The 17,876-nt window shown below is 64.2% G+C and carries 15 protein-coding genes; 7 read left to right on the forward strand and 8 right to left on the reverse strand.

The features are described from left to right. Positions 1 to 154: 154 nt before the first annotated feature. Genes ACVIYL_RS42550 through ACVIYL_RS42560 form a run of 3 tightly spaced genes read right to left on the reverse strand, consistent with a single transcriptional unit; the run spans position 155 to position 3,292 of the window. Entirely contained in the window at positions 155 to 664 is a 510-nt protein-coding gene (locus tag ACVIYL_RS42550; RefSeq protein ID WP_456781448.1) for a hypothetical protein, read from the reverse strand. After that, positions 661 to 1,701: a phosphotransferase family protein gene (locus ACVIYL_RS42555; RefSeq protein WP_456781449.1), complete on the reverse strand. Its 1,041-nt coding sequence runs from the start codon at positions 1,699 to 1,701 to the stop codon at positions 661 to 663. The genes ACVIYL_RS42550 and ACVIYL_RS42555 overlap by 4 nt, the downstream gene beginning before the upstream one ends. Positions 1,702 to 1,738: 37 nt before the next feature. Then, on the reverse strand, positions 1,739 to 3,292 hold the full coding sequence (locus ACVIYL_RS42560; RefSeq protein ID WP_456781450.1) for an acyl-CoA synthetase: 1,554 nt from the start codon (positions 3,290 to 3,292) through the stop codon (positions 1,739 to 1,741). 202 nt (positions 3,293 to 3,494) lie between these two features. Between ACVIYL_RS42560 and ACVIYL_RS42565 the strand changes: the two genes are divergently transcribed. The 6 genes from ACVIYL_RS42565 (at position 3,495) to ACVIYL_RS42590 (ending at position 11,085) form a co-directional block, all read left to right on the forward strand. After that, entirely contained in the window at positions 3,495 to 4,718 is a 1,224-nt protein-coding gene (locus ACVIYL_RS42565; RefSeq protein WP_456781451.1) for an ABC transporter substrate-binding protein, read from the forward strand. A 50-nt stretch (positions 4,719 to 4,768) separates the two neighbouring features. Further along, positions 4,769 to 5,884 (forward strand): hypothetical protein, encoded by a 1,116-nt coding sequence (locus ACVIYL_RS42570; RefSeq protein ID WP_456781452.1) that lies wholly within the window; start codon positions 4,769 to 4,771, stop codon positions 5,882 to 5,884. Positions 5,885 to 5,889: 5 nt separating this feature from the next. Continuing rightward, a complete protein-coding gene (locus ACVIYL_RS42575) occupies positions 5,890 to 6,816 on the forward strand; it encodes an acyl-CoA thioesterase (protein ID WP_456781453.1) in 927 nt (308 codons plus the stop codon). Positions 6,817 to 7,024: 208 nt separating this feature from the next. Further along, positions 7,025 to 7,258: a hypothetical protein gene (locus tag ACVIYL_RS42580; protein ID WP_159109512.1), complete on the forward strand. Its 234-nt coding sequence runs from the start codon at positions 7,025 to 7,027 to the stop codon at positions 7,256 to 7,258. A gap of 279 nt (positions 7,259 to 7,537) precedes the next feature. After that, positions 7,538 to 9,871 (forward strand): TonB-dependent siderophore receptor, encoded by a 2,334-nt coding sequence (locus ACVIYL_RS42585; RefSeq protein WP_456781957.1) that lies wholly within the window; start codon positions 7,538 to 7,540, stop codon positions 9,869 to 9,871. Then, positions 9,871 to 11,085: a PepSY-associated TM helix domain-containing protein gene (locus ACVIYL_RS42590; protein WP_456781454.1), complete on the forward strand. Its 1,215-nt coding sequence runs from the start codon at positions 9,871 to 9,873 to the stop codon at positions 11,083 to 11,085. Before ACVIYL_RS42585 ends, ACVIYL_RS42590 begins: the two co-directional genes overlap by 1 nt. Here the strand turns inward: ACVIYL_RS42590 and ACVIYL_RS42595 are convergent. Continuing rightward, entirely contained in the window at positions 11,016 to 11,627 is a 612-nt protein-coding gene (locus ACVIYL_RS42595) for a DUF4269 domain-containing protein (RefSeq protein ID WP_456781455.1), read from the reverse strand. The genes ACVIYL_RS42590 and ACVIYL_RS42595 overlap by 70 nt on opposite strands. A gap of 221 nt (positions 11,628 to 11,848) precedes the next feature. Continuing rightward, positions 11,849 to 13,486, reverse strand: a complete 1,638-nt coding sequence (locus ACVIYL_RS42600; protein WP_057018867.1) for an isocitrate lyase — start codon at positions 13,484 to 13,486, stop codon at positions 11,849 to 11,851. Between the two features lie 145 nt (positions 13,487 to 13,631). On the opposite strand from ACVIYL_RS42600, the gene ACVIYL_RS42605 reads away from it, so the two are divergent. Next, positions 13,632 to 15,065: a helix-turn-helix domain-containing protein gene (locus tag ACVIYL_RS42605; RefSeq protein ID WP_456781456.1), complete on the forward strand. Its 1,434-nt coding sequence runs from the start codon at positions 13,632 to 13,634 to the stop codon at positions 15,063 to 15,065. Positions 15,066 to 15,074: 9 nt separating this feature from the next. Here the strand turns inward: ACVIYL_RS42605 and serA are convergent, their stop codons facing one another. The 3 genes from serA to ACVIYL_RS42620 form a co-directional block, all read right to left on the reverse strand. After that, complete coding sequence (gene serA, locus ACVIYL_RS42610; protein WP_456781457.1) at positions 15,075 to 16,328, reverse strand: phosphoglycerate dehydrogenase; 1,254 nt, start codon at positions 16,326 to 16,328, stop codon at positions 15,075 to 15,077. A 351-nt stretch (positions 16,329 to 16,679) separates the two neighbouring features. Next, positions 16,680 to 17,048, reverse strand: a complete 369-nt coding sequence (locus ACVIYL_RS42615; RefSeq protein ID WP_456781458.1) for a BA14K family protein — start codon at positions 17,046 to 17,048, stop codon at positions 16,680 to 16,682. Between the two features lie 155 nt (positions 17,049 to 17,203). Beyond that, positions 17,204 to 17,500, reverse strand: coding sequence for a hypothetical protein (locus ACVIYL_RS42620; RefSeq protein WP_244435956.1), 297 nt, complete (start codon positions 17,498 to 17,500; stop codon positions 17,204 to 17,206). Between the last annotated feature and the right edge of the window lie 376 nt (positions 17,501 to 17,876).

A 17,876-nucleotide genomic window follows, 5' to 3' on the forward strand; every position in this document is an offset into this window, starting at 1 on the left:
TGCCTTCATCGATCGTCAATAATAATCCGAACGACCGTTCGTTGAATTAATAGCATGGGCACCGCGGGCCGGCAAGCTTCTTTCCCGGCGCCATTAATGATTCCCGGAACACTGCGCAAAGATGCAATTCCGGGTAGTCGGCGATGCAACTGACTCAGTCCTGCGCCGCACCACCGTCGCGCTCGCCACCCGCGATCTGCTGCAGCATCGACTTCGGCGTCGTCGCAAGCTCGATCTTGAGCTGGTCGCAAATCGCCCGCCGCAGCAGGCGCTCGATCTCGGTCGCAGCATTGGGATTAGCCGCCCGTGCGTGCTCCCCGCTCGCCCAGAGCAGAAGTTGCCCCAGCCGCCGGTCGCCATCGTCGCGCAATGCCTCGATCGCGGCAACGTCGGACGGGCCGCCCTGGATGCGCGGCGTCGAAGGAACCTCCGGATGCGTCATGCTGCCGGCCAGTCGCTCGACCGTCGCGAAAGTATCGTCCTGCAGACGCACTTGCTCGAGCAGCGGCCCGGCCTTCCAGTCGGCTGCGAGCTTCAGCCCGTTCAGCGCGTAGACTGCAGAGAACACCTGCCCGCGAACGAAATCGTCATTGCTGTTCGGCACGACATGGCTTTGCAGTGCACCGATGATGCCGTCGATCAGCCGTTCGAATGACGCGCTCATGCCGCGGCCTCCAATGCGCGCTCGAAGGCCCGCACGATCGAGGGCATCTGGCTTGCCATCACGGCGAGCCGCATGTCGTTGAAGCGATCGACCTCGAAGGCGCGCACCGCGCACATCTGGATCGCTGCCGCCTGATACAGCGCATAGGCCTCGTAGAAGGCGAGGCTCTTGTCCGAGACCGGAATGCCGGAGGCGCGCTGATAGAGATCGATCACCTCCGTGCGCTCGAGCAAGCCATAGAGCTTGCGGCTCCTGGCGTTGAAGGTCGGCAGCATCGCCCAGGCCAGATCTTCATGCGGATCGCCCAGGTGCGTGAGCTCCCAATCGAGGATGGCTGTGATCCGCCCGTTGTGCTCGATGAAGTTCCCGATCCGGTAGTCGCCGTGCACGATGGTCCGGCGCGGCGGCCGCGGACAGTTGTCCTGCAGCCAGCGTCCACCCCAGTCGAGCAGCGGATAGTAACGCGCCGTCGGCCGCGCCAGCGAGGCGCGCCAGCCGGCGATGGCGCGGACTTCGGCACGTTCTCCGCTGTGATGCCGCGATGCGAATGGCGTCGCATCCGCGTCGACCCGGTGCAGCGACGCGAGGATCTCGACGAACTGCCGGGCGACCGCGCGCTTGTGGTCCGGATCGAGTTCGCTCGCCGCCCAGGGCGCCGGCACGTCGCCCTCGACATGCGCGCAGATGAAGAACGGAAAGCCGATCTCGGCGCCATCCTGTTCTGATGACACCAACGCCGGCACCGGTACGCCGCTGCCGGCCAGCGACTGCAGCGCATAAACCTGGGGCAGCACCGAGTAAGGCGCAAACAGCCCGCTCGGTGGACCGACGCGCAGGATCAGTTTGCGGTCGCCTTCAGCCGCAGTGCGGGCCACGAACGCATAGGTGATCCAGGAGAAACCCGATGATTTGCGGCCGAAGCCGACAATCTCCGTCCGGCTCCCGGATATCCGCGACAGATGCCGCGCGAGTGCTGGCCGCACCGCGTCGTCATTGACCACGACCGGGCGAACAGGAGCCGGCACATCACCCGGCACATCTTGATCGGATCGGATCGTTTCGCAGCCTCCGGCATCAATTGACCGACCTCGTATAGCCCTGCCACTTCTCCTCGCGCAGCGCCGACTTCATGATCTTGCCGGAGCCGGTCAGCGGCAATGGCTCGAGGCGGATATCGACAGAACGCGGGCACTTGTAACCGGCGATCAAGGTGCGGCAGTGCGCGATCACCATTTCGGAATCGAGACTCCTGCCGTCCTTCGGCACCACAATGGCGTGCACCGCTTCGCCCCATTGCGGATCGGGCACCGCGATTACGGCGCATTCCTTGACGTGCTCGTGCTGGAAGATGGCGTTCTCCACCTCGCCGGAATAGACGTTCTCGCCGCCCGAGACGATCATGTCCTTCAGTCGGTCGACGATATAGACAAACCCGTCCTCGTCCATCCAGGCGCCGTCGCCGGTGTGCAGCCATCCGTTGCGCAGCACGCGCGCGCTTTCCTCAGGCTTGCGCCAATAGCCGAGCATCACGCCGGCGCCGCGGATCGCGATCTCGCCCACCGTCCCGCGCGGCACCTCATTGCCCGCGGGATCGATGATGCGGATTTCAACGCCTGGCGCTGCCCGCCCCGCCGATTTGCGCTTGCCCGCCAGCGGCCCTTCCAGCGCGTGATACTCCCACGGCAGGATGGTCGCCAGCGCTGCGCTTTCGGTCATGCCGTAGCCCTGGTGAAAGCGCCAGCTCGGCAGCACGCGCATCAGCTTGACCAGCAGCGCGTCGGGCATCGGCGAGGCGCCATATTCGCAATCCTTGACGCTGCTCAGATCATATGTGCCGAAGGATGGATGGTTGAGCATCATGTTGAGCATGGTCGGCACAAACAGGCAGTAATCCACCTTGTGCTCGGCGATGGTCTTCATCGCGAGCTCGGGCTCGAATTTCGCGATGGTCACGTGCGTGCCACCGACCAGGGTCAGCGCGATCATCGGCGAGGTGCCGGCCAGATGGAACATGCCGGCCGAGTGCAGATACCGGGTATCTTCACGGAACCGGAGCGCATAGATCCAGACCAGCGATTCATAGATGATGTTGGCATGTGACAGCATCACGCCCTTGGGAAACCCGGTGGTACCGCCGGTGTAGAAGATGCCCGCGAGATCGTTGTAGGCGCCGGAGGCGTCCTCGATCGGCGCATGCGCTATGAGCTCGTCATAGCTTTGCATACCGTCGGGCACGTGCCCCTCATCGAGATAGACCATTGCGCTGAGTGATTTTGCGCCGCGCAGCGCGGACGCAATCTCGGCGAAGGCCTTGTCGACCAGCAACAGTTTTGGCGTGGAATCGTCAATCGCATAGGCGTTCTCGGCGACCGCCCAGCGCGTGTTGAGCGGCACCGCGACCGCGCCAGCCCAGGCGATGGCATAGAGCGCCTCGATATAGAGGTCGCTGTTGTGCGCGAGGATGGCGACGCGATCGCGGGCATCGACGCCGAGCCGTCGCAGCCCGCCCGCGGCACAGGCGACGCGATGGCCGATCTCCTTCCAGCTCCGCGACCGTCCGGCGTGGATGGTGCCGGGTGCGTCCTTGCGCAATTGCACCGCCGCGATCAGCGCCTGCGTCAGCTTCATGTTTCCTCCACACCGTCATGCGGCCGCGCACGCCTGCGGATGTTTCCGTCACGCATGAGGCCGATACGCCGTCCGTAGATTCCAGTTGATAATCCGGACAGACGGTCTATTATTGCATAGCCGATGCGAGGGGTAAAGCCTTTCAAGGCTTCCATCGCCGGATCAACCAGCCCCGCAAAAGAGGGCGTCATGGGAGGGGAAGATGCGGAAGCCAATCGTCACGCTTGCGGTGTGGGCGTTCGCGCTCACCGGCGCGCTCGGAACGGCGAATGCCCAGAAGGCCTATGGCCCGGGGGTCAGTGACAGCGAGATCCTGCTCGGCGCCAACGCGCCCTACAGCGGACCGGCATCGATCTATGCGAGCTTCCCGAAAACCATGCTCGCCTATTTCACGATGCTGAACGAGAAAGGCGGCATCAATGGCCGCCACATCAACTTCCTGACCCGCGACGACGCCTATAGCCCGCCCAAGACCGTCGAAGTGACGCGCGCGCTGGTCGAGAACGACAAGGTGCTCGCGATCATGGCGCCGTTCGGCACGCCGACCAACGCCGCGATCCAGAAATATCTCAACAGCAATGGCGTTCCGCATCTGCTGGTGCAGAGTGGCGGCACCCGCTGGAACGATCCCAAGCAGTTCCCCTGGACGACGCCCTACTCGCCGACCTACGTCAACGAGTCCCGGATCATCGCGCGCTACGTGCTGCGCGAGAAGCCGGATGCCAGGATCGGCGTGCTGCTGCAGGCCGACGACATCGGCAAGGACTTTGTGCTTGGCCTGAAGGAAGGGCTCGGCGCCAAGGCCGACACCATGATCGTCAAGGAGGCGATGTATCAGTCGACCGAGCCCACGATCGATTCCCAGATCGTGAACCTGAAAGCATCAGGCGCCGATACGATCCTGATCGCCGCACAGAACAAATTCGCCTCGATGGCGATCCGCAAGATCCACGAGCTTGGCTGGAAACCGCTGATCTTCCTCGGCTCGACCGCGAATTCGATCGCCGGCGTGCTGGTGCCGGCGGGGATCGAGGCCTCGACCGGCATCCTGACCACGACATCCTACAAGACGCCGAACGATCCGGCCTGGGCCAATGACAAGGGCATGACCGACTATCTCGCCTTCGCCGCCAAATATATGCCGGGGATGGATCCGAACGACGTGATCGCGGTGACCGGCTACACCACGGCACAGCTCGGCGCGATCATCCTGCAGCGCTGCGGCGACAACCTCGCGCGGGAGAACGTGCTGAAGCAGGCCACCAACCTCAGCGGCATCGAGCTGCCGATGCTGCTCCCGGGCATCACGATCCAGACCACGCCGCAGGACTACGCGGCGATCACCGAGCGCCGTTTCGCCCGCTTCGACGGCAAGACCTGGGTGCTGTTCGGCGACATCGTGGGCGCCGGCCCGGCCAAGGACTGATCCCGCGCTACCCATCCGACCGAACCGGCTCAAACACAAGGACAAGAACAATGCTGACAGCCCAGGACGATCTCATCGGCCACCAGACGCCGCAGCCGTTTGCCAAGGCAGGCGGCGGCGATGCAAGGTTCACCGAACGCTACTGGTACACCGCGCATCCGATCGACGGCAGCGAACTGCTGATCGACATCGGGCTCGGCTATTACCCGAACCGCAACGTGATCGACGGCTTTGCCGGCATCACCATCGGCCGGCGTCAGCACAATTTCCGTGCCTCGCGCCGGCTCGGGACCCGTCCGCTGGAGACGGAAGTCGGCGGGCTCAGGATCGAGATCGTCGAGGGTAACAGCCTGCATAGGATCTCGCTCGCCGACAATCTGTCCGGCATCAGCTTCGCGCTCGAATTCAAGGCGAGCTTTCCGGCGGCGCAGGAGAAGCAGAATTTTCGCGAGCGCAACGGTGTCGTCGAGGAAGACCTCGCGCGCGTCTCGCAATTCGGCCGCTGGCGCGGCTGGATCGTCGCCGACGGCAAGCGTTACGAGATCGAGCCCGAGCTGTGGTGGGGGCAGCGCGACCGCTCCTGGGGCCTGCGATCCGAGATGCGCACCGACGAGACCAGGCCGCCGGTCGCGACCCATCGCAATTTCTTCTGGACCTGGTCGATGTTCCAGTTCCCGGAGTCGGCGCTGTCGATCTTCATCAAGGAGCGCACGCCGGGCCAACCGCATTACCTCTCGGGCACCGAGTTCCGCCGCGAGGCCGACGGATCCGTGTCGCATCGCGAAGTCACCTCGGTCGAGCACAAGATCGAATGGGCCGACGATTCGCTCGGTCAAACCATCGCGATGGCCGATTTCACCTTCGCTTTCGATCGCGGTGAGCCGCGCCATGTCAGGATGCACGGACTGCGGACCCGCTTCTATCTCAAGGCCGGCATGTATGGCGGCCTGCAAGGCTGGACCCATGGCGACGACCGCGGCGAGACCCATGCCGGGCACGACATCTGGAACCTCGACGATGCGGCGACGCGCGCCATCGCACGGACGCTGTCGGATCATGTCGTCCGGCTCGAGAGCGGCAACGAGACCGGATTTGGCATCAGCGAATACGGTGTCGCCGCCGGCTATCCGCTCTATCCCGGACCACAGAAATTCCCGGCGATGTGATCGGAATGGACGGGCAACGCAAGCGCGTCGCGGAAGGCAGCGAATCCACGTGCGATCAATGGGACAATCAGGCAGCCGAGGCGCTGGTCTCGCTCGAGACGATCGCCCCGCTCCACTATCGCAGCCGCTTCGGCGACGGCAATCTCAACGGCCGCTCCTATGGCGGCCAGATTCTTGGCCAGGCCATGATGGCCGCAACGCTCAGCGCGCCCGAAGATCGCCCGGCGGCGATGCTGCAGCTCTTGTTCCTGCGCGGCGCCGATCCTGTCAGGCGCATCACGTTTGACGCGGAGGTTCTGCAGGACGGCAAGCGATTCTCCTCCCGCCATATCGTCGGCACGCAAGGCGACGGGCGTACCGTGCTCAGCGCGCAGGCCACATTCTGCACGCCGCAGCCGGGCCCGCGGCACGCGGTGCCGTTCGCACGATCGGAGGATCCCGAAAGCCTGCCCGATCTGAGCATGATCCCCGACGCGCTGACGGCGCAGTTGCGGCCGCTCGGCCCATATTCCCAGCACATCAAGCCCAGCATGGATTTCCGCATTCCGGAGATCGAACGCCAGCTCTCGGCCACGACGGCAGGGCCATGTCTGCGCTTCTGGATCAGATGCCGGCAGCCGCTCGCCGCCGGTTCCCGCGCCCAGGCCGCGGTGTTCGCCTATCTCTCGGACTGGTGGCTCAACTTCTCCAGCGTCGGCGGCCATCTCGGCGATCTGCAGTCGCGCGCGCCACTCTATCTGTCGAGCCTCAACCATTGCATCTGGTTTCATCGCGTATTTTCGCCTGACGCCTGGATGCATGTCGAAACCGAGAGCCCATGCGCGGATGGCGGCCGCGGGCTGTCGATCGCGCGCGTCCACGACCGTGACGGCGCGATGCTCGCCACCGCGATCCAAGAGACGCTGATGGTCCATCCAGAGGGCGATGCGTAGACGCCACGACGGTTGAGCTGATGCCGCGATCGCGGCTTAGTTGCAGTGCCGAGCTACGGCAAGTTCCACCCGGTGTTGAATCCTGGCAACACCGGCCAACAAAATGAACAAACGTTCAGCTTAGCTCGATCGCGACCACGACTGTGCCGCATCCCTGTCAAATCCTGCCTGCGGGTGGCGCAACAAAAACACTTTGGGGAAAACCTACATGCAGCAGGCACCGCTGGCCGCACGGAGTGCGGAATCGTCTGGATATGTTCTCTACTTCCAGCTCGCCAGCAACGGCACGAGGCGCGCGTGCAGTCTGACGATCCAGGCGGAAAGCGCCAACGAGGCGGCGCGGATCTTTCGCGAGAACTGGGGCACGATCGAATCCATGGCCCGCGACGGCGTGAGCACGGGAGTGGTCGGCAAGACGCCGGTCAGCCTGGCGTTGTCGTGAGGCGCATCGCGCGGCCTACGGCAAACCGTACACCTGAGATGTGACAGGACGACGGCTGCAGCCTTAGGCGACGATCGCACGGCCATTTGACGCGCAGACGCGACAAGCAGGTCACGACGTTCAGGGCTCGCGCACACGCGCGAGCCCTGTCGTATCTTAGAATGATTCAAATCTATTCCGGTTAGAGAGATTCAAGCCTGCTCCGGTTCTTTTCGCGCACGCCGACTGCTAGAGGCGCGCCGTGAACGAGTTCGCGTGAATCGGAAGTCAAGAGTGCCTGTGAATGCTGATGGCCGGGTTGTCGGCGACCGTCGAAATGCCGCCGACAAGGGCCGTACCCATCTGCTGATCGGCGCAGCATTCCTGCTCGCCGATGTCGCCTCCCCGGTAACGCCGGCAAACGCCCAATCGAGCGTCCCGTTGCCGCCTGTTTCGGTCGACCAGCCGACGCCGAAGCGCAAGCCGGCTGCCGCCGCGGCAAAGCCGGCGCAGCGAACGCTGGCGGCCGCCGCGGCACGGCAGCGCAGCCGGAATGCCCAACCGGCGCCGCCGACACTATCGGAGCGCGCGGCAGCCAGCGCCGCCGTGCTGAACGAAGTCAAGCTGCACTATCGCGCGATGCCAAGCCCAACCACACTGCGCAGCGGCGCCTCGCCGCTGGACACCTCGCAGACGGTCAACGTCGTGCCGGAGCAGGTGTTGAAGGATCAGCTGCCGCGCAACCTCGATGACGCGCTCGCCAATGTCAGCGGCGTCACCCAGGCCAATACGCTGGCCGGCACCCAGGATGCGGTGATGCGCCGCGGCTTCGGCGACAACCGCGACGGCTCGATCATGCGCAACGGCATGCCGCTGGTGCAGGGTCGCAGCCTCAACGCAGCGGTCGAAAGTGTCGAGGTGCTGAAGGGCCCGGCGTCGCTGCTCTACGGCATCATGGATCCCGGCGGCATCGTCAACACGATCAGCAAGCGCCCCGAGCTCTATCAGCACGGCTCGGTGACCTTGCTCGGCTCGACTTACGCCAACAACAAGACCGGCGCCGACGGCACCATCGACATCACCGGCCCGATCGGCGATGGCGGTCTCGCCTATCGCTTTATCGGCTATGGCGTGAGCGAGGATTACTGGCGCAATTTCGGCCGCCATCGCGAAATGCTGGTCGCGCCGTCGCTGGCCTGGTACGGCGAGAACACCACCATCCAGCTCAACTACGAGCACCGCGAATTCATCACGCCGTTCGACCGCGGCACCGCATTCGATTCCGTGACCAAGGCGCCGCTGGCGATCCCGGCGACGCGCCGGCTCGACGAACCGTTCAACAACATGTGGGGAACCTCCGACCTGATGCAGGCGTCGGTCGAGCACCGGCTGAACCAGGACTGGAAGCTGTTCGCGGCCTACAGCTACAACACCGAGACCTTCAGCGCCAACCAGCTCCGCATCACCGGCGTCAACGCCAAGACCGGCGTCGAGACCCGCAGCAATGACGGCACGTGGGGCTCGCTCAGCAATGCCAGCTACGGCACCTCCTATCTGCAGGGCAACGTCTGGCTCGGCAACATTCGCAACGAGGTGCTGTTCGGCGGTGACGGCCAGTACCGCACGATCTACCGCGACGACCTGATCCGGCAGGCGACGCCGAGCTTCAACTTCTACAATCCGATCTATGGGCTGATCACGCCGGGGACGACGGTGTCCGCCGCCGATAGCGCGCAGACCGACAAGCTCGGCCAGTGGTCGCTGTTCTTCCAGGACACGCTGCATCTGACCGAGCGCTTCGCGCTGGTCGGCGGCGTACGCTACATGGATTACGACCAGCTCGCCGGCAAGGGCCGCCCGTTCATCACCAATACCAATGTCTCGGCCGACAAGGTGCTGCCGCTCGGCGGCGCCATCTTCAAGCTCACCGACCAGGTCTCGCTTTATGCGAGCTACACGCAATCGCTGAAACCCACCTCGACCATCGCCCCGCTTACCGGCGGCGGCGTGATCGGCTCCAACATCGCGCCCGAAGAGGGCACCCAATGGGAGACCGGCGTCAAGTTCGACTTCAACAAACAGATCTCCGGCACGCTTGCGCTCTACGACATCGACAAGAAGAACGTGTTGGTTTCGCAGCTCAACGCCACGACTGGTATCGTCGAGTACCGTACGGCGGGCAAGGTTCGCTCGCGTGGCGTCGAACTCGACGTCACCGGCAGGCTATCAGACAATTGGAGCATGATCGGCAGCTATGGCTATACCGACGCACGCGTAACCGAGGACCCGACGCTCGCCGGCAAGGCCCTGCAGAACGTCGCGCTGAACACCGCATCGCTCTACCTCGTCTATGATTTCGGCACCACCCTGCCCGGCCGGCTTCGCCTCGGCGGCGGCGCGCGCTATGTCGGCGACCGGCCGGGCGATGCGGCGAACAGCTTCGTGCTGCCGGCCTACACGGTCGCGGACGTGTTTGCGACCTACGAGACCAAGGTCCAGTCGTTCCCGGTCATCTACCAGTTCAACGTCAAGAACCTGTTTGACACGGTCTACTACCCTTCAGCCAACAGCATCCTGACGGTCGCGATGGGCGACGCGCGGCGCTTCTCGCTCTCGGCGACGGTGAAATTCTGATGAGTGACGTTTGGCGCCCAATCAAGGCTGCACTGCTGCAGGTCCATTCCCTGGTTGGCCTCGTGCTGGCGCTGCTGTGGGCCGTGGTCGGCCTCACCGGCGCGACGATGGCCTTTGAGGATGAGATCGAGGCCAGCCTGAACAGTCAGATGATGCGCGTCGAGGCCAGCGCGACCCCGCGGCTCACGCCGGACGAGCTGATCGCGCGGCTGGCGGCGGCGGGCGATTTCGGCAAGGTCTCGGCCGTGACGATGTCAAGCGATCCATCGGCCGCGGCCCGCATCCGTTTCGCTCGCAGCGAAGGCGGCACGCGGCCGTCCTCGGTCTATGTCGACCCCTATGACGGGCACGTGCTCGGCTCGCCGCGCGGCGAGGACTTTTTCGCAACCGTCCGCAAGCTGCATCGCTGGTTGCTGCTGCCGGGCGACGGCAATGGCATCGGCCGCAAGATCACCGGGTCAGCCGCGATCTGCCTGATCGTGATGCTGATCACCGGCCTCGTGCTGCGCTGGCCGCGTCGTGCGCGCAGCGTAAAGATGTGGCTGAAGCCGAATCTGGGACTGCGCGGCCGCGGCCTGCATCGCTCGCTACACGCCGTGATCGGGACCTGGGTGCTGCCGGTCTATCTGGTGATGACGCTGACCGGCCTGTGGTATTCGTTCGAGTGGTACAAGGCCGGCGCCAACTGGCTGTTCGCGCGGCCTCAGGCCGCGGCGAACGCGACGCAGCCCAAACCGCCGCGCGGCGGCGCGGCTGCCGAGAGCAAGGGTGAAGCCAAGACCGAAGCGAAGGCCGAGGCAAAGCCGCTTGCCTTCGATCACGTCTGGTCGACGTTCCTGCAGCAGGAGAACAACAGTTACGGAAGGGTCCTCCTGACCATGCCGGCCGGCGCGGGCACGGCCGTGCGCGTGCGGTCATGGCCGCGGGACTCGTCGCGCGAGGCCGTGCGTGACGAATTCCGTATCGATGCCCTCACCGGCCGCGTCATCGCATCGGATCGCTACGCCGACAAGACGTTTGGCGAACGCGTCCTCGCCAGCGTGCTCGACATCCACCGCGGCGCCATCCTGGGATGGCCCGGCAAGCTCGCTTTCATGCTGGCCGCCGCCATGATGCCGCTCTTTGCCGTGACCGGCCTGCTGCTCTATCTGTCCCGTCGCAGGCACCGGCGGCTGGAGCGGCCGCCGGTCGGCCACCTCGTTCCGGGCGAATGAAGCCGTTTCATCAATTTGTCGAAATCGCACGCCGCGAGCCGGGCACGTAACTCGGCGTCCGTTTCGGCCGCGAGCTCAAGCAATCCACGATAGGGATCGCCCGATATCCCGAGCACGGTAGCGAACGCAGGCTCGGTCTTGAGACCGCCTGCCCTCAATTCGCTGACGGCTCGCCGCAGCCGTCCATCATCAAGTGCAAGCAGCCGCCGTTCGACCTCGAAGTGGATCCAGCCTCGTTGCTGCTCCACCGGACGCTGATCACCGAACAGTTCGAACGGCCAGCCGTCGCACACAAAGCGGGCAATCACCGGCCGCGTCCCCGAGGTCCATCGGAAGAGGACGAAATCATCGCACGCTTGATAGTGAGCCCAAACGATATCCGCAAATGCGTTCGGGTCGGACGCATGGCAGACGATATCGATGTCGCTGCCGGGAACGGCAAGGCCGAGCGGCAGCGTTCCGACGATACGGGGATCGAACGGCCTCGCCAGTTCCATCACGGCGGAGCTGGTGACGGCGGATGCGTAGTGCCCGACAGTCATCGCGTGGCATGCCCTCGAGATCGCAGCGACGCATTACCACACGCACGTGCAACGCGCGAACCTCTGCAAATGGCCGGGCTCGAGGGGAAGCGGGCCTAAAAAAGTCGCGGGGCGATCTCGACCGCATTGCCGTGGTCGAAAATCGCCCCGCCAAGGCGGACAGGCAAGGCTGCTCGCGCGCCAGCCTGTCCAGCCGATGTCGGAATGATCCGTTCGATCGATCAGCCGAACTGGTTCATCGTGTTGTGGGCGCCGCCCGCCTTGAGGGCAGCCTCACCGGCGAAGTACTCCTTGTGATCGTCGCCGATGTCGGAGCCTGCCATGTTCTGATGCTTGACGCAGGCGATGCCCTGACGGATTTCCGCGCGCTGCACGTTCTTGACGTATCCAAGCATGCCCTGCTCGCCGAAATACTCCCTCGCGAGATTGTCGGTCGACAGCGCAGCCGTGTGATAGGTCGGCAGCGTGATCAGATGGTGGAAGATGCCGGCGCGCTTGGCCGAATCCGCCTGGAAGGTACGGATGCGCTCGTCGGCTTCCTTCGCCAGCGGCGTGTCGTCGTACTCCGCCTTCATCAGCTCGGCGCGGTTATACTTGCTGACGTCCTGGCCGGCCTCCTTCATCGCGTCATAGACCTGCCAACGGAAATTGAGGGTCCAGTTGAACGACGGCGAGTTGTTGTAGGCCAGCTTCGCATTCGGAATGACCTTGCGGATGCGATCGACCATGCTGGCGATCTGCTCGATATGCGGCTTCTCGGTCTCGATCCACAAGAGGTCGGCGCCGTTCTGCAGCGAGGTGATGCAGTCGAGCACGCAGCGATCCGCTCCGGTGCCGGGACGGAACTGGTAGAGGTTGCTGGGCAGACGCTTCGGACGCATCATCTTGCCGTTCTGGTTGATGATGACGTCGCCGTTGCGCGCGTTGGCAGCCGTCACTTCCTCGCAATCAAGGAAGCTGTTGTACTGGTCGCCGATGTCGCCGGGCTTGTGGCTCACGGCGATCTGCTGGGTCAGGCCGGCGCCGAGCGAGTCGGTGCGGGTCACGATGATGCCGTCTTCGACGCCGAGCTCGAGGAACGCATGGCGGCAGGCGCGGATCTTCGCGATGAACACCTCGTGCGGCACGGTCACCTTGCCGTCCTGGTGGCCGCACTGCTTCTCGTCGGAGACCTGGTTCTCGATCTGCAGGGCGCAGGCGCCCGCCTCGATCATCTTCTTGGCGAGCAGATAGGTCGCCTCGGCATTGCCGAAGCCGGCGTCGATGTCGGCGATGACCGGCACGACGTGGGTCTGGAAGTTGTCGATCTTCTCGATCAGCGCCTTTTCCTTGGCCTTGTCGCCTTCCTTGCGGGCCGCATCGAGCGCGCGGAAGATATCGTTCAACTCACGCGAATCCGCCTGACGCAGGAAGGTGTAGAGCTCCTCGATCAGGGCCGGCACCGAGGTCTTCTCGTGCATCGACTGATCCGGCAGCGGGCCGAACTCGGAGCGCAGCGCCGCGATCATCCAGCCGGAAAGATACAGATAGCGGCGGTCGGTATTGCCGAAGTGCTTCTTGACCGAGATCAGCTTCTGCTGGGCGATGAAGCCGTGCCAGCAGCCGAGCGACTGGGTGTACTTGGTGCTGTCGGCGTCATAGGCCGCCATGTCGGCGCGCATCAGCGCAGCCGTGTAACGGGCGACATCCAGACCGGTCTTGAAGCGGTTCTGCAGGCGCATCCGCGCCACGGCTTCGGCGGTGACGCCGTTCCAGGTGTCCTTGCCCTTGAGCAGCGCTTCGGCCGCCTCGATCTCGCTCTGATACGAAGCCGGTCCCTGGATGGCCCGGTCGCTGATCCCGCGCGGTTGGAAGTTCATGTCCGTGATCCCTTCGGTGACGAAATAACTGCACCGTTTGTGACGCGCGGCGTCATAGGGAGCTAGACCTGGCGCGGAAAACTTGTCATAACTTACAAGAAACCGATGTATTGTTGTAAGAATCTTACAAACCTTGGATAAGGCGATGGTAACCTCAAGCGCCCGTTCCGTTTTCATGGGCCCACGACTGCGCCGGCTGCGGCGCGACCTCGGGCTGACCCAGGCCGACATGGCCGCCGATCTCGAAATCTCGGCCCCCTATGTGGCGCTGCTGGAACGCAATCAGCGCCCGGTGACGGCCGACATGCTGCTGCGGCTTGCCCGCACCTACAAGATCGATCTGGCTGATCTCGCTGGCGATGGCGGTGCCGATCACACCGCCCGCATGCAGTCCGTCTTGAAGGAGCCGATGTTTGCCGACATCGACATCCCCGCGCTTGAGGTCAGCGACCTCGCGGTCAGCTATCCCGGAATGACCGAGGCCTTCCTGCGCCTCTACACCGCCTATCGCGAAGAGCAGCTGGCGCTTGCGGAGCGCAGGGCTCCGGACATGGCGATCGCTTCACCGGGCCAGGAGAACTTTGACGCCAACGATCCCGTTGCGGAGGTCCGACGTTTTCTCGCCGCGCGCCGCAACAATTTTGCCAGCCTCGACGATGCCGCCGAGCGGCTCGTCCACGAACCTGCCGGGCCCGCCGGATTTATCGAGCGGCTTCGGGAGCGACATAAACTCCAGGTCCGCTATCTGCCGCCGAACGTCATGCTGGGTTCGATCAGGCGACTGGACCTTCATCGCAGACAATTGCTGCTCGAGGACTCGCTCGATACCGCGGGGCTCAATTTTCAGCTGGCCAAGCAACTTGCCTATCTGGAACTGGAAAACGAGATCGGCGCCGCCGTCGAAGCCGGCAAGTTCACGACCAAAAGCGCCGAGCTGCTGGCGCGCCGTGCGCTTGCGGCCTACGCCGCCGCCGCACTCATCATGCCGTATTCGGTGTTCGCGAAAGCGGTCGAGGCCCGCCGCTACGATCTGGAGGCGCTGGCGCGTCAATTCGGCACCAGCTTCGAGCAGGTCGCGCACCGCGTCACGACCCTGCAACGGCCGGGTCTCGAAAAGGTCCCGTTCTTCCTGATCCGGGTCGATCCGGCCGGCAACATTTCCAAGCTGCTTGACGGCGCCGGCTTCCCGTTTGCAAAGCACGGCGGCGCATGTCCGCTATGGTCAGTGCACGACATCTTCAAGACGCCGCGCCAGATCGTCACCCAATGGCTGGAACTGCCCGACGGACAGCGGTTCTTTTCGATCGCCCGCACCGTGACCGCCGGCGGCGGCGCGTTCGGCGCCATCCGCGTCGAGCGGGCGATCGCGATCGGCTGCGCCGCCGAACATGCGGGCCAGTTGATCTACACGCGCGAGGGACAGGGACCGAATGCCGACGAGCCGACGCCGATCGGCGTCGCATGCCGGGTCTGCCATCGGCCGAGATGCGCGGCGCGGTCGGCGCCGCCGATCGGACGCGAGATTCTTCCGGACGATTTCAGGACCTCGAGCGTGCCGTTCGGCTTCTCGGCGGATTGACGAAGTCGATCACCCCTGCGGCCGGTTCGCGTCATACAGCACCCGCACGCGGATCGTGCCGTCAATCGCTCTCAAATCGGCCAGCAATCCCTCGCCCTCGCCGCCGACCACGTCGGTCTCGAGCACGACATAGCCGACTTCCGGATCGGTCTGCAGATATTGCGCCAGGATGTTGATCCCGTGCCGGGAGACCGCGTCGTTGACCTGGCGCATGACGCCGGGAACGTTGCGATGAACATGGATGAAACGGGTGCCGGTCGGTCGCGCCGGCAATTGCACCTGCGGAAAATTGACCGCGCCGAAGGTCGATCCGACATCGGAATAGTCGATCAGCTTGCGTGCAACTTCGCCGCCGATGCGATCCTGCGCTTCTTCCGTCGAACCGCCGACATGCGGCGTGAGGATGACGTTGGGGAGACCCTGCAGCGGGGAGACAAAGCGCGCCTCGTTCGACACCGGCTCGACCGGAAACACGTCGACCGCGGCACCCGCCAGCCGGCCCTCACGCAGGGCGCTCGCCAGCGCATCGAGATCGACCACGGTGCCGCGCGAGTTGTTGATCAGATAGGCCTCAGGCTTCATCAGCTGGAGCTGGGCGGCGCCAATCATGTTGGCGGTGGCCGGCGTCTCCGGGACATGCAGCGATACGACGTCGCTTGCTGCGAGCAACGCGTCGAGCGATTCGGCGGGCTCGGTATTGCCATGGCGGAGCTTGTCGGTCTGATCAAAATAGATCACGCGCATGCCCATGGCTTCGGCGAGGTTCGACAGCTGCGAGCCGATGTTGCCGTAGCCGACGATGCCGAGCGTCTTGCCGCGCACCTCGCGGCTGCCTTCGGCGGACTTGTCCCAGCCGCCGGCATGCGCGGAGACCGAACGCGGAAATATCCGGCGGAACAGCATCACGATCTCGGCGATGGTCAGCTCCGCCACGCTGCGGGTGTTGGAGTATGGCGCGTTGAAGACGGGGATCCCGAGCTTTCGCGCGGCGTCGAGATCCACTTGATTGGTGCCGACCGAAAAGCAGCCGACAACGAGCAATCGGTCGGCGGCCTCCAGGATGTCCGCGGTCAACTGGGTCCGCGAGCGAATTCCCAACATATGGATGCCCGACAGCGCCTGCCTGAGTTCTTTTGGTCCTAGCGCCTTGGGCAGACGTTGCAGCTCGGTATAGCCGTTCGCCTCGAACATCCGGACCGCGGATTCGTTCACGCCCTCCAGCAGCAGCACGCGTATTTTGGTCTTGGGAAGCGACAACATCATCGAGATCCGGATTCGTAAGGTTCGGGCAGATCCTGCCACGAGCGCAGTTTCGACGGATCGCGTGATAGCATAGAAAACGGTCGCGTCAGAAGCCGCCGTGGGCTGCCCGCTCTGCGATTCCCGATGAAGCCTCTCGATCCGCGCATCCAGGCGCGGAGCGGGAACCCGATCAGTCAAAGATCCTGGCCAATTCGCCGGCAGAAGCCGCGTTTGCGGCTCCTGGGGCGCTCGAACGCCTGCTCCGGCTCGCGGGCCGGAGCTCCATTCGTGCTCAGCGCGGCGCCGAGGGCTATTGTCTGGAGCGGCGGGTTCGCTTCCTCCCCGTTCCGGCGCCGCAAGCCTGCGGCAGTCTCACTGGCAGGGATACCGCCGGCCGTCCTTTGCCTGGAACGTATTCGACGCCGGATCGTAGGAGCGATAGCGCTGGGCGCAGGACGCCGCGTGCTGCTGGGCGGCGGCAGCTTCCTGCTGCGCGGCGGCGTTGGCTGCGCCGGCCGCGATGACGCCGCCGATGAGGCCACCGACCAGTCCGCCGACGGCAGCGCCGCCGCCATTGTCATAGCACTGCCCGTAACGGCACCAGACCTTCTCGGTCAACGACGGCATTGCCGCCGCAACGCCGGTACCGTGCTGCAACGGAGCCGAAATGGCGGAGGCCGAAAACACCACGGCACCGGTGGTCGCCATCAAAACAACTTTCACAAAGCGAGCCCTACTCATCATATCTCCTGCTTCATTGCTGTGGGCGCAGGCCGGCACCTGCGTCCCGATTCCCTCGACTTGGATGAACTCGTCTGGTTCCGGACCGGACGACACCCGGACACGCGCGGCCGGTTACAATTCGCGCGTCAGCCTGCTTCACAGATGGGCGAAGTTCATTGGCCGGCCGCGTTCACGACGCGGCAGAGGTTATCGCCGACACCTGGAGCCAACTGTCCCGGCGGCAAGCTGAAGGTCGCATCGACGCGACTACCCTTGCCGTCCTTGCGGACGACGACTTGCAGCGTTTGTGGGCGGCCGGATCCGGTGGTCTCCTGCTGGGTGGTCAGCGTGCCGAGTTTCTTGTCGACGTTCACGCCGACAAAGCCCTCCGCCAGAACGGCGCGGGACACCTTGTCGAGGGCGGCACCGGGATTGACCGACGGAAAGATCATCCAGGTCTTGTGCGTCATGCCCGTTACCATGGGAACGCCGGTGCTCTGGACGTGATCTGCGCAACCATCGGCCAGCGCAGGCATGGACGAAAGAACTGTAAGCGCGAGTACGCAAGTAATCCTTGTAAGCATGCTTTCATAACCCGTTTGAGTTGGTCGTGACGATTTAGGCCAAATGGGCTACGAGTCCATGGACGACGTCGCATTCCGGATGGAGGCGTTCGGATTGTGGCTAAGACAGTCCATCGCGCATGCTGTGCATCCGCTGCTGCTCTCGAACGTTGGCGAGGCGGATTGAATCGGAACTGTCGCGCGATGCCGGCGGGCGGATGAGATCAAATGTCAGCTTTCGCGGCTCGATTGCGCGATCTGGATATTCTGTTCGCTGTTCGGA

Source organism: Bradyrhizobium sp. USDA 3315, assembly GCF_054056795.1.

Excerpts from the sequence above, each read along its gene's own strand:
- ACVIYL_RS42560 (WP_456781450.1), bottom strand. The coding sequence starts at position 3,292 with ATGAAGCTGACGCAGGCGCTGATCGCGGCGGTGCAATTGCGCAAGGAC.
- ACVIYL_RS42550 (WP_456781448.1), bottom strand. The coding sequence starts at position 664 with ATGAGCGCGTCATTCGAACGGCTGATCGACGGCATCATCGGTGCACTG.
- ACVIYL_RS42620 (WP_244435956.1), bottom strand. The coding sequence starts at position 17,500 with ATGACGCACAAGACCTGGATGATCTTTCCGTCGGTCAATCCCGGTGCC.
- ACVIYL_RS42615 (WP_456781458.1), bottom strand. The coding sequence starts at position 17,048 with ATGAGTAGGGCTCGCTTTGTGAAAGTTGTTTTGATGGCGACCACCGGT.
- ACVIYL_RS42590 (WP_456781454.1), top strand. The coding sequence starts at position 9,871 with ATGAGTGACGTTTGGCGCCCAATCAAGGCTGCACTGCTGCAGGTCCAT.
- ACVIYL_RS42600 (WP_057018867.1), bottom strand. The coding sequence starts at position 13,486 with ATGAACTTCCAACCGCGCGGGATCAGCGACCGGGCCATCCAGGGACCG.
- ACVIYL_RS42570 (WP_456781452.1), top strand. The coding sequence starts at position 4,769 with ATGCTGACAGCCCAGGACGATCTCATCGGCCACCAGACGCCGCAGCCG.
- ACVIYL_RS42605 (WP_456781456.1), top strand. The coding sequence starts at position 13,632 with ATGGTAACCTCAAGCGCCCGTTCCGTTTTCATGGGCCCACGACTGCGC.
- ACVIYL_RS42595 (WP_456781455.1), bottom strand. The coding sequence starts at position 11,627 with ATGACTGTCGGGCACTACGCATCCGCCGTCACCAGCTCCGCCGTGATG.
- serA (WP_456781457.1), bottom strand. The coding sequence starts at position 16,328 with ATGATGTTGTCGCTTCCCAAGACCAAAATACGCGTGCTGCTGCTGGAG.
- ACVIYL_RS42565 (WP_456781451.1), top strand. The coding sequence starts at position 3,495 with ATGCGGAAGCCAATCGTCACGCTTGCGGTGTGGGCGTTCGCGCTCACC.
- ACVIYL_RS42575 (WP_456781453.1), top strand. The coding sequence starts at position 5,890 with ATGGACGGGCAACGCAAGCGCGTCGCGGAAGGCAGCGAATCCACGTGC.
- ACVIYL_RS42580 (WP_159109512.1), top strand. The coding sequence starts at position 7,025 with ATGCAGCAGGCACCGCTGGCCGCACGGAGTGCGGAATCGTCTGGATAT.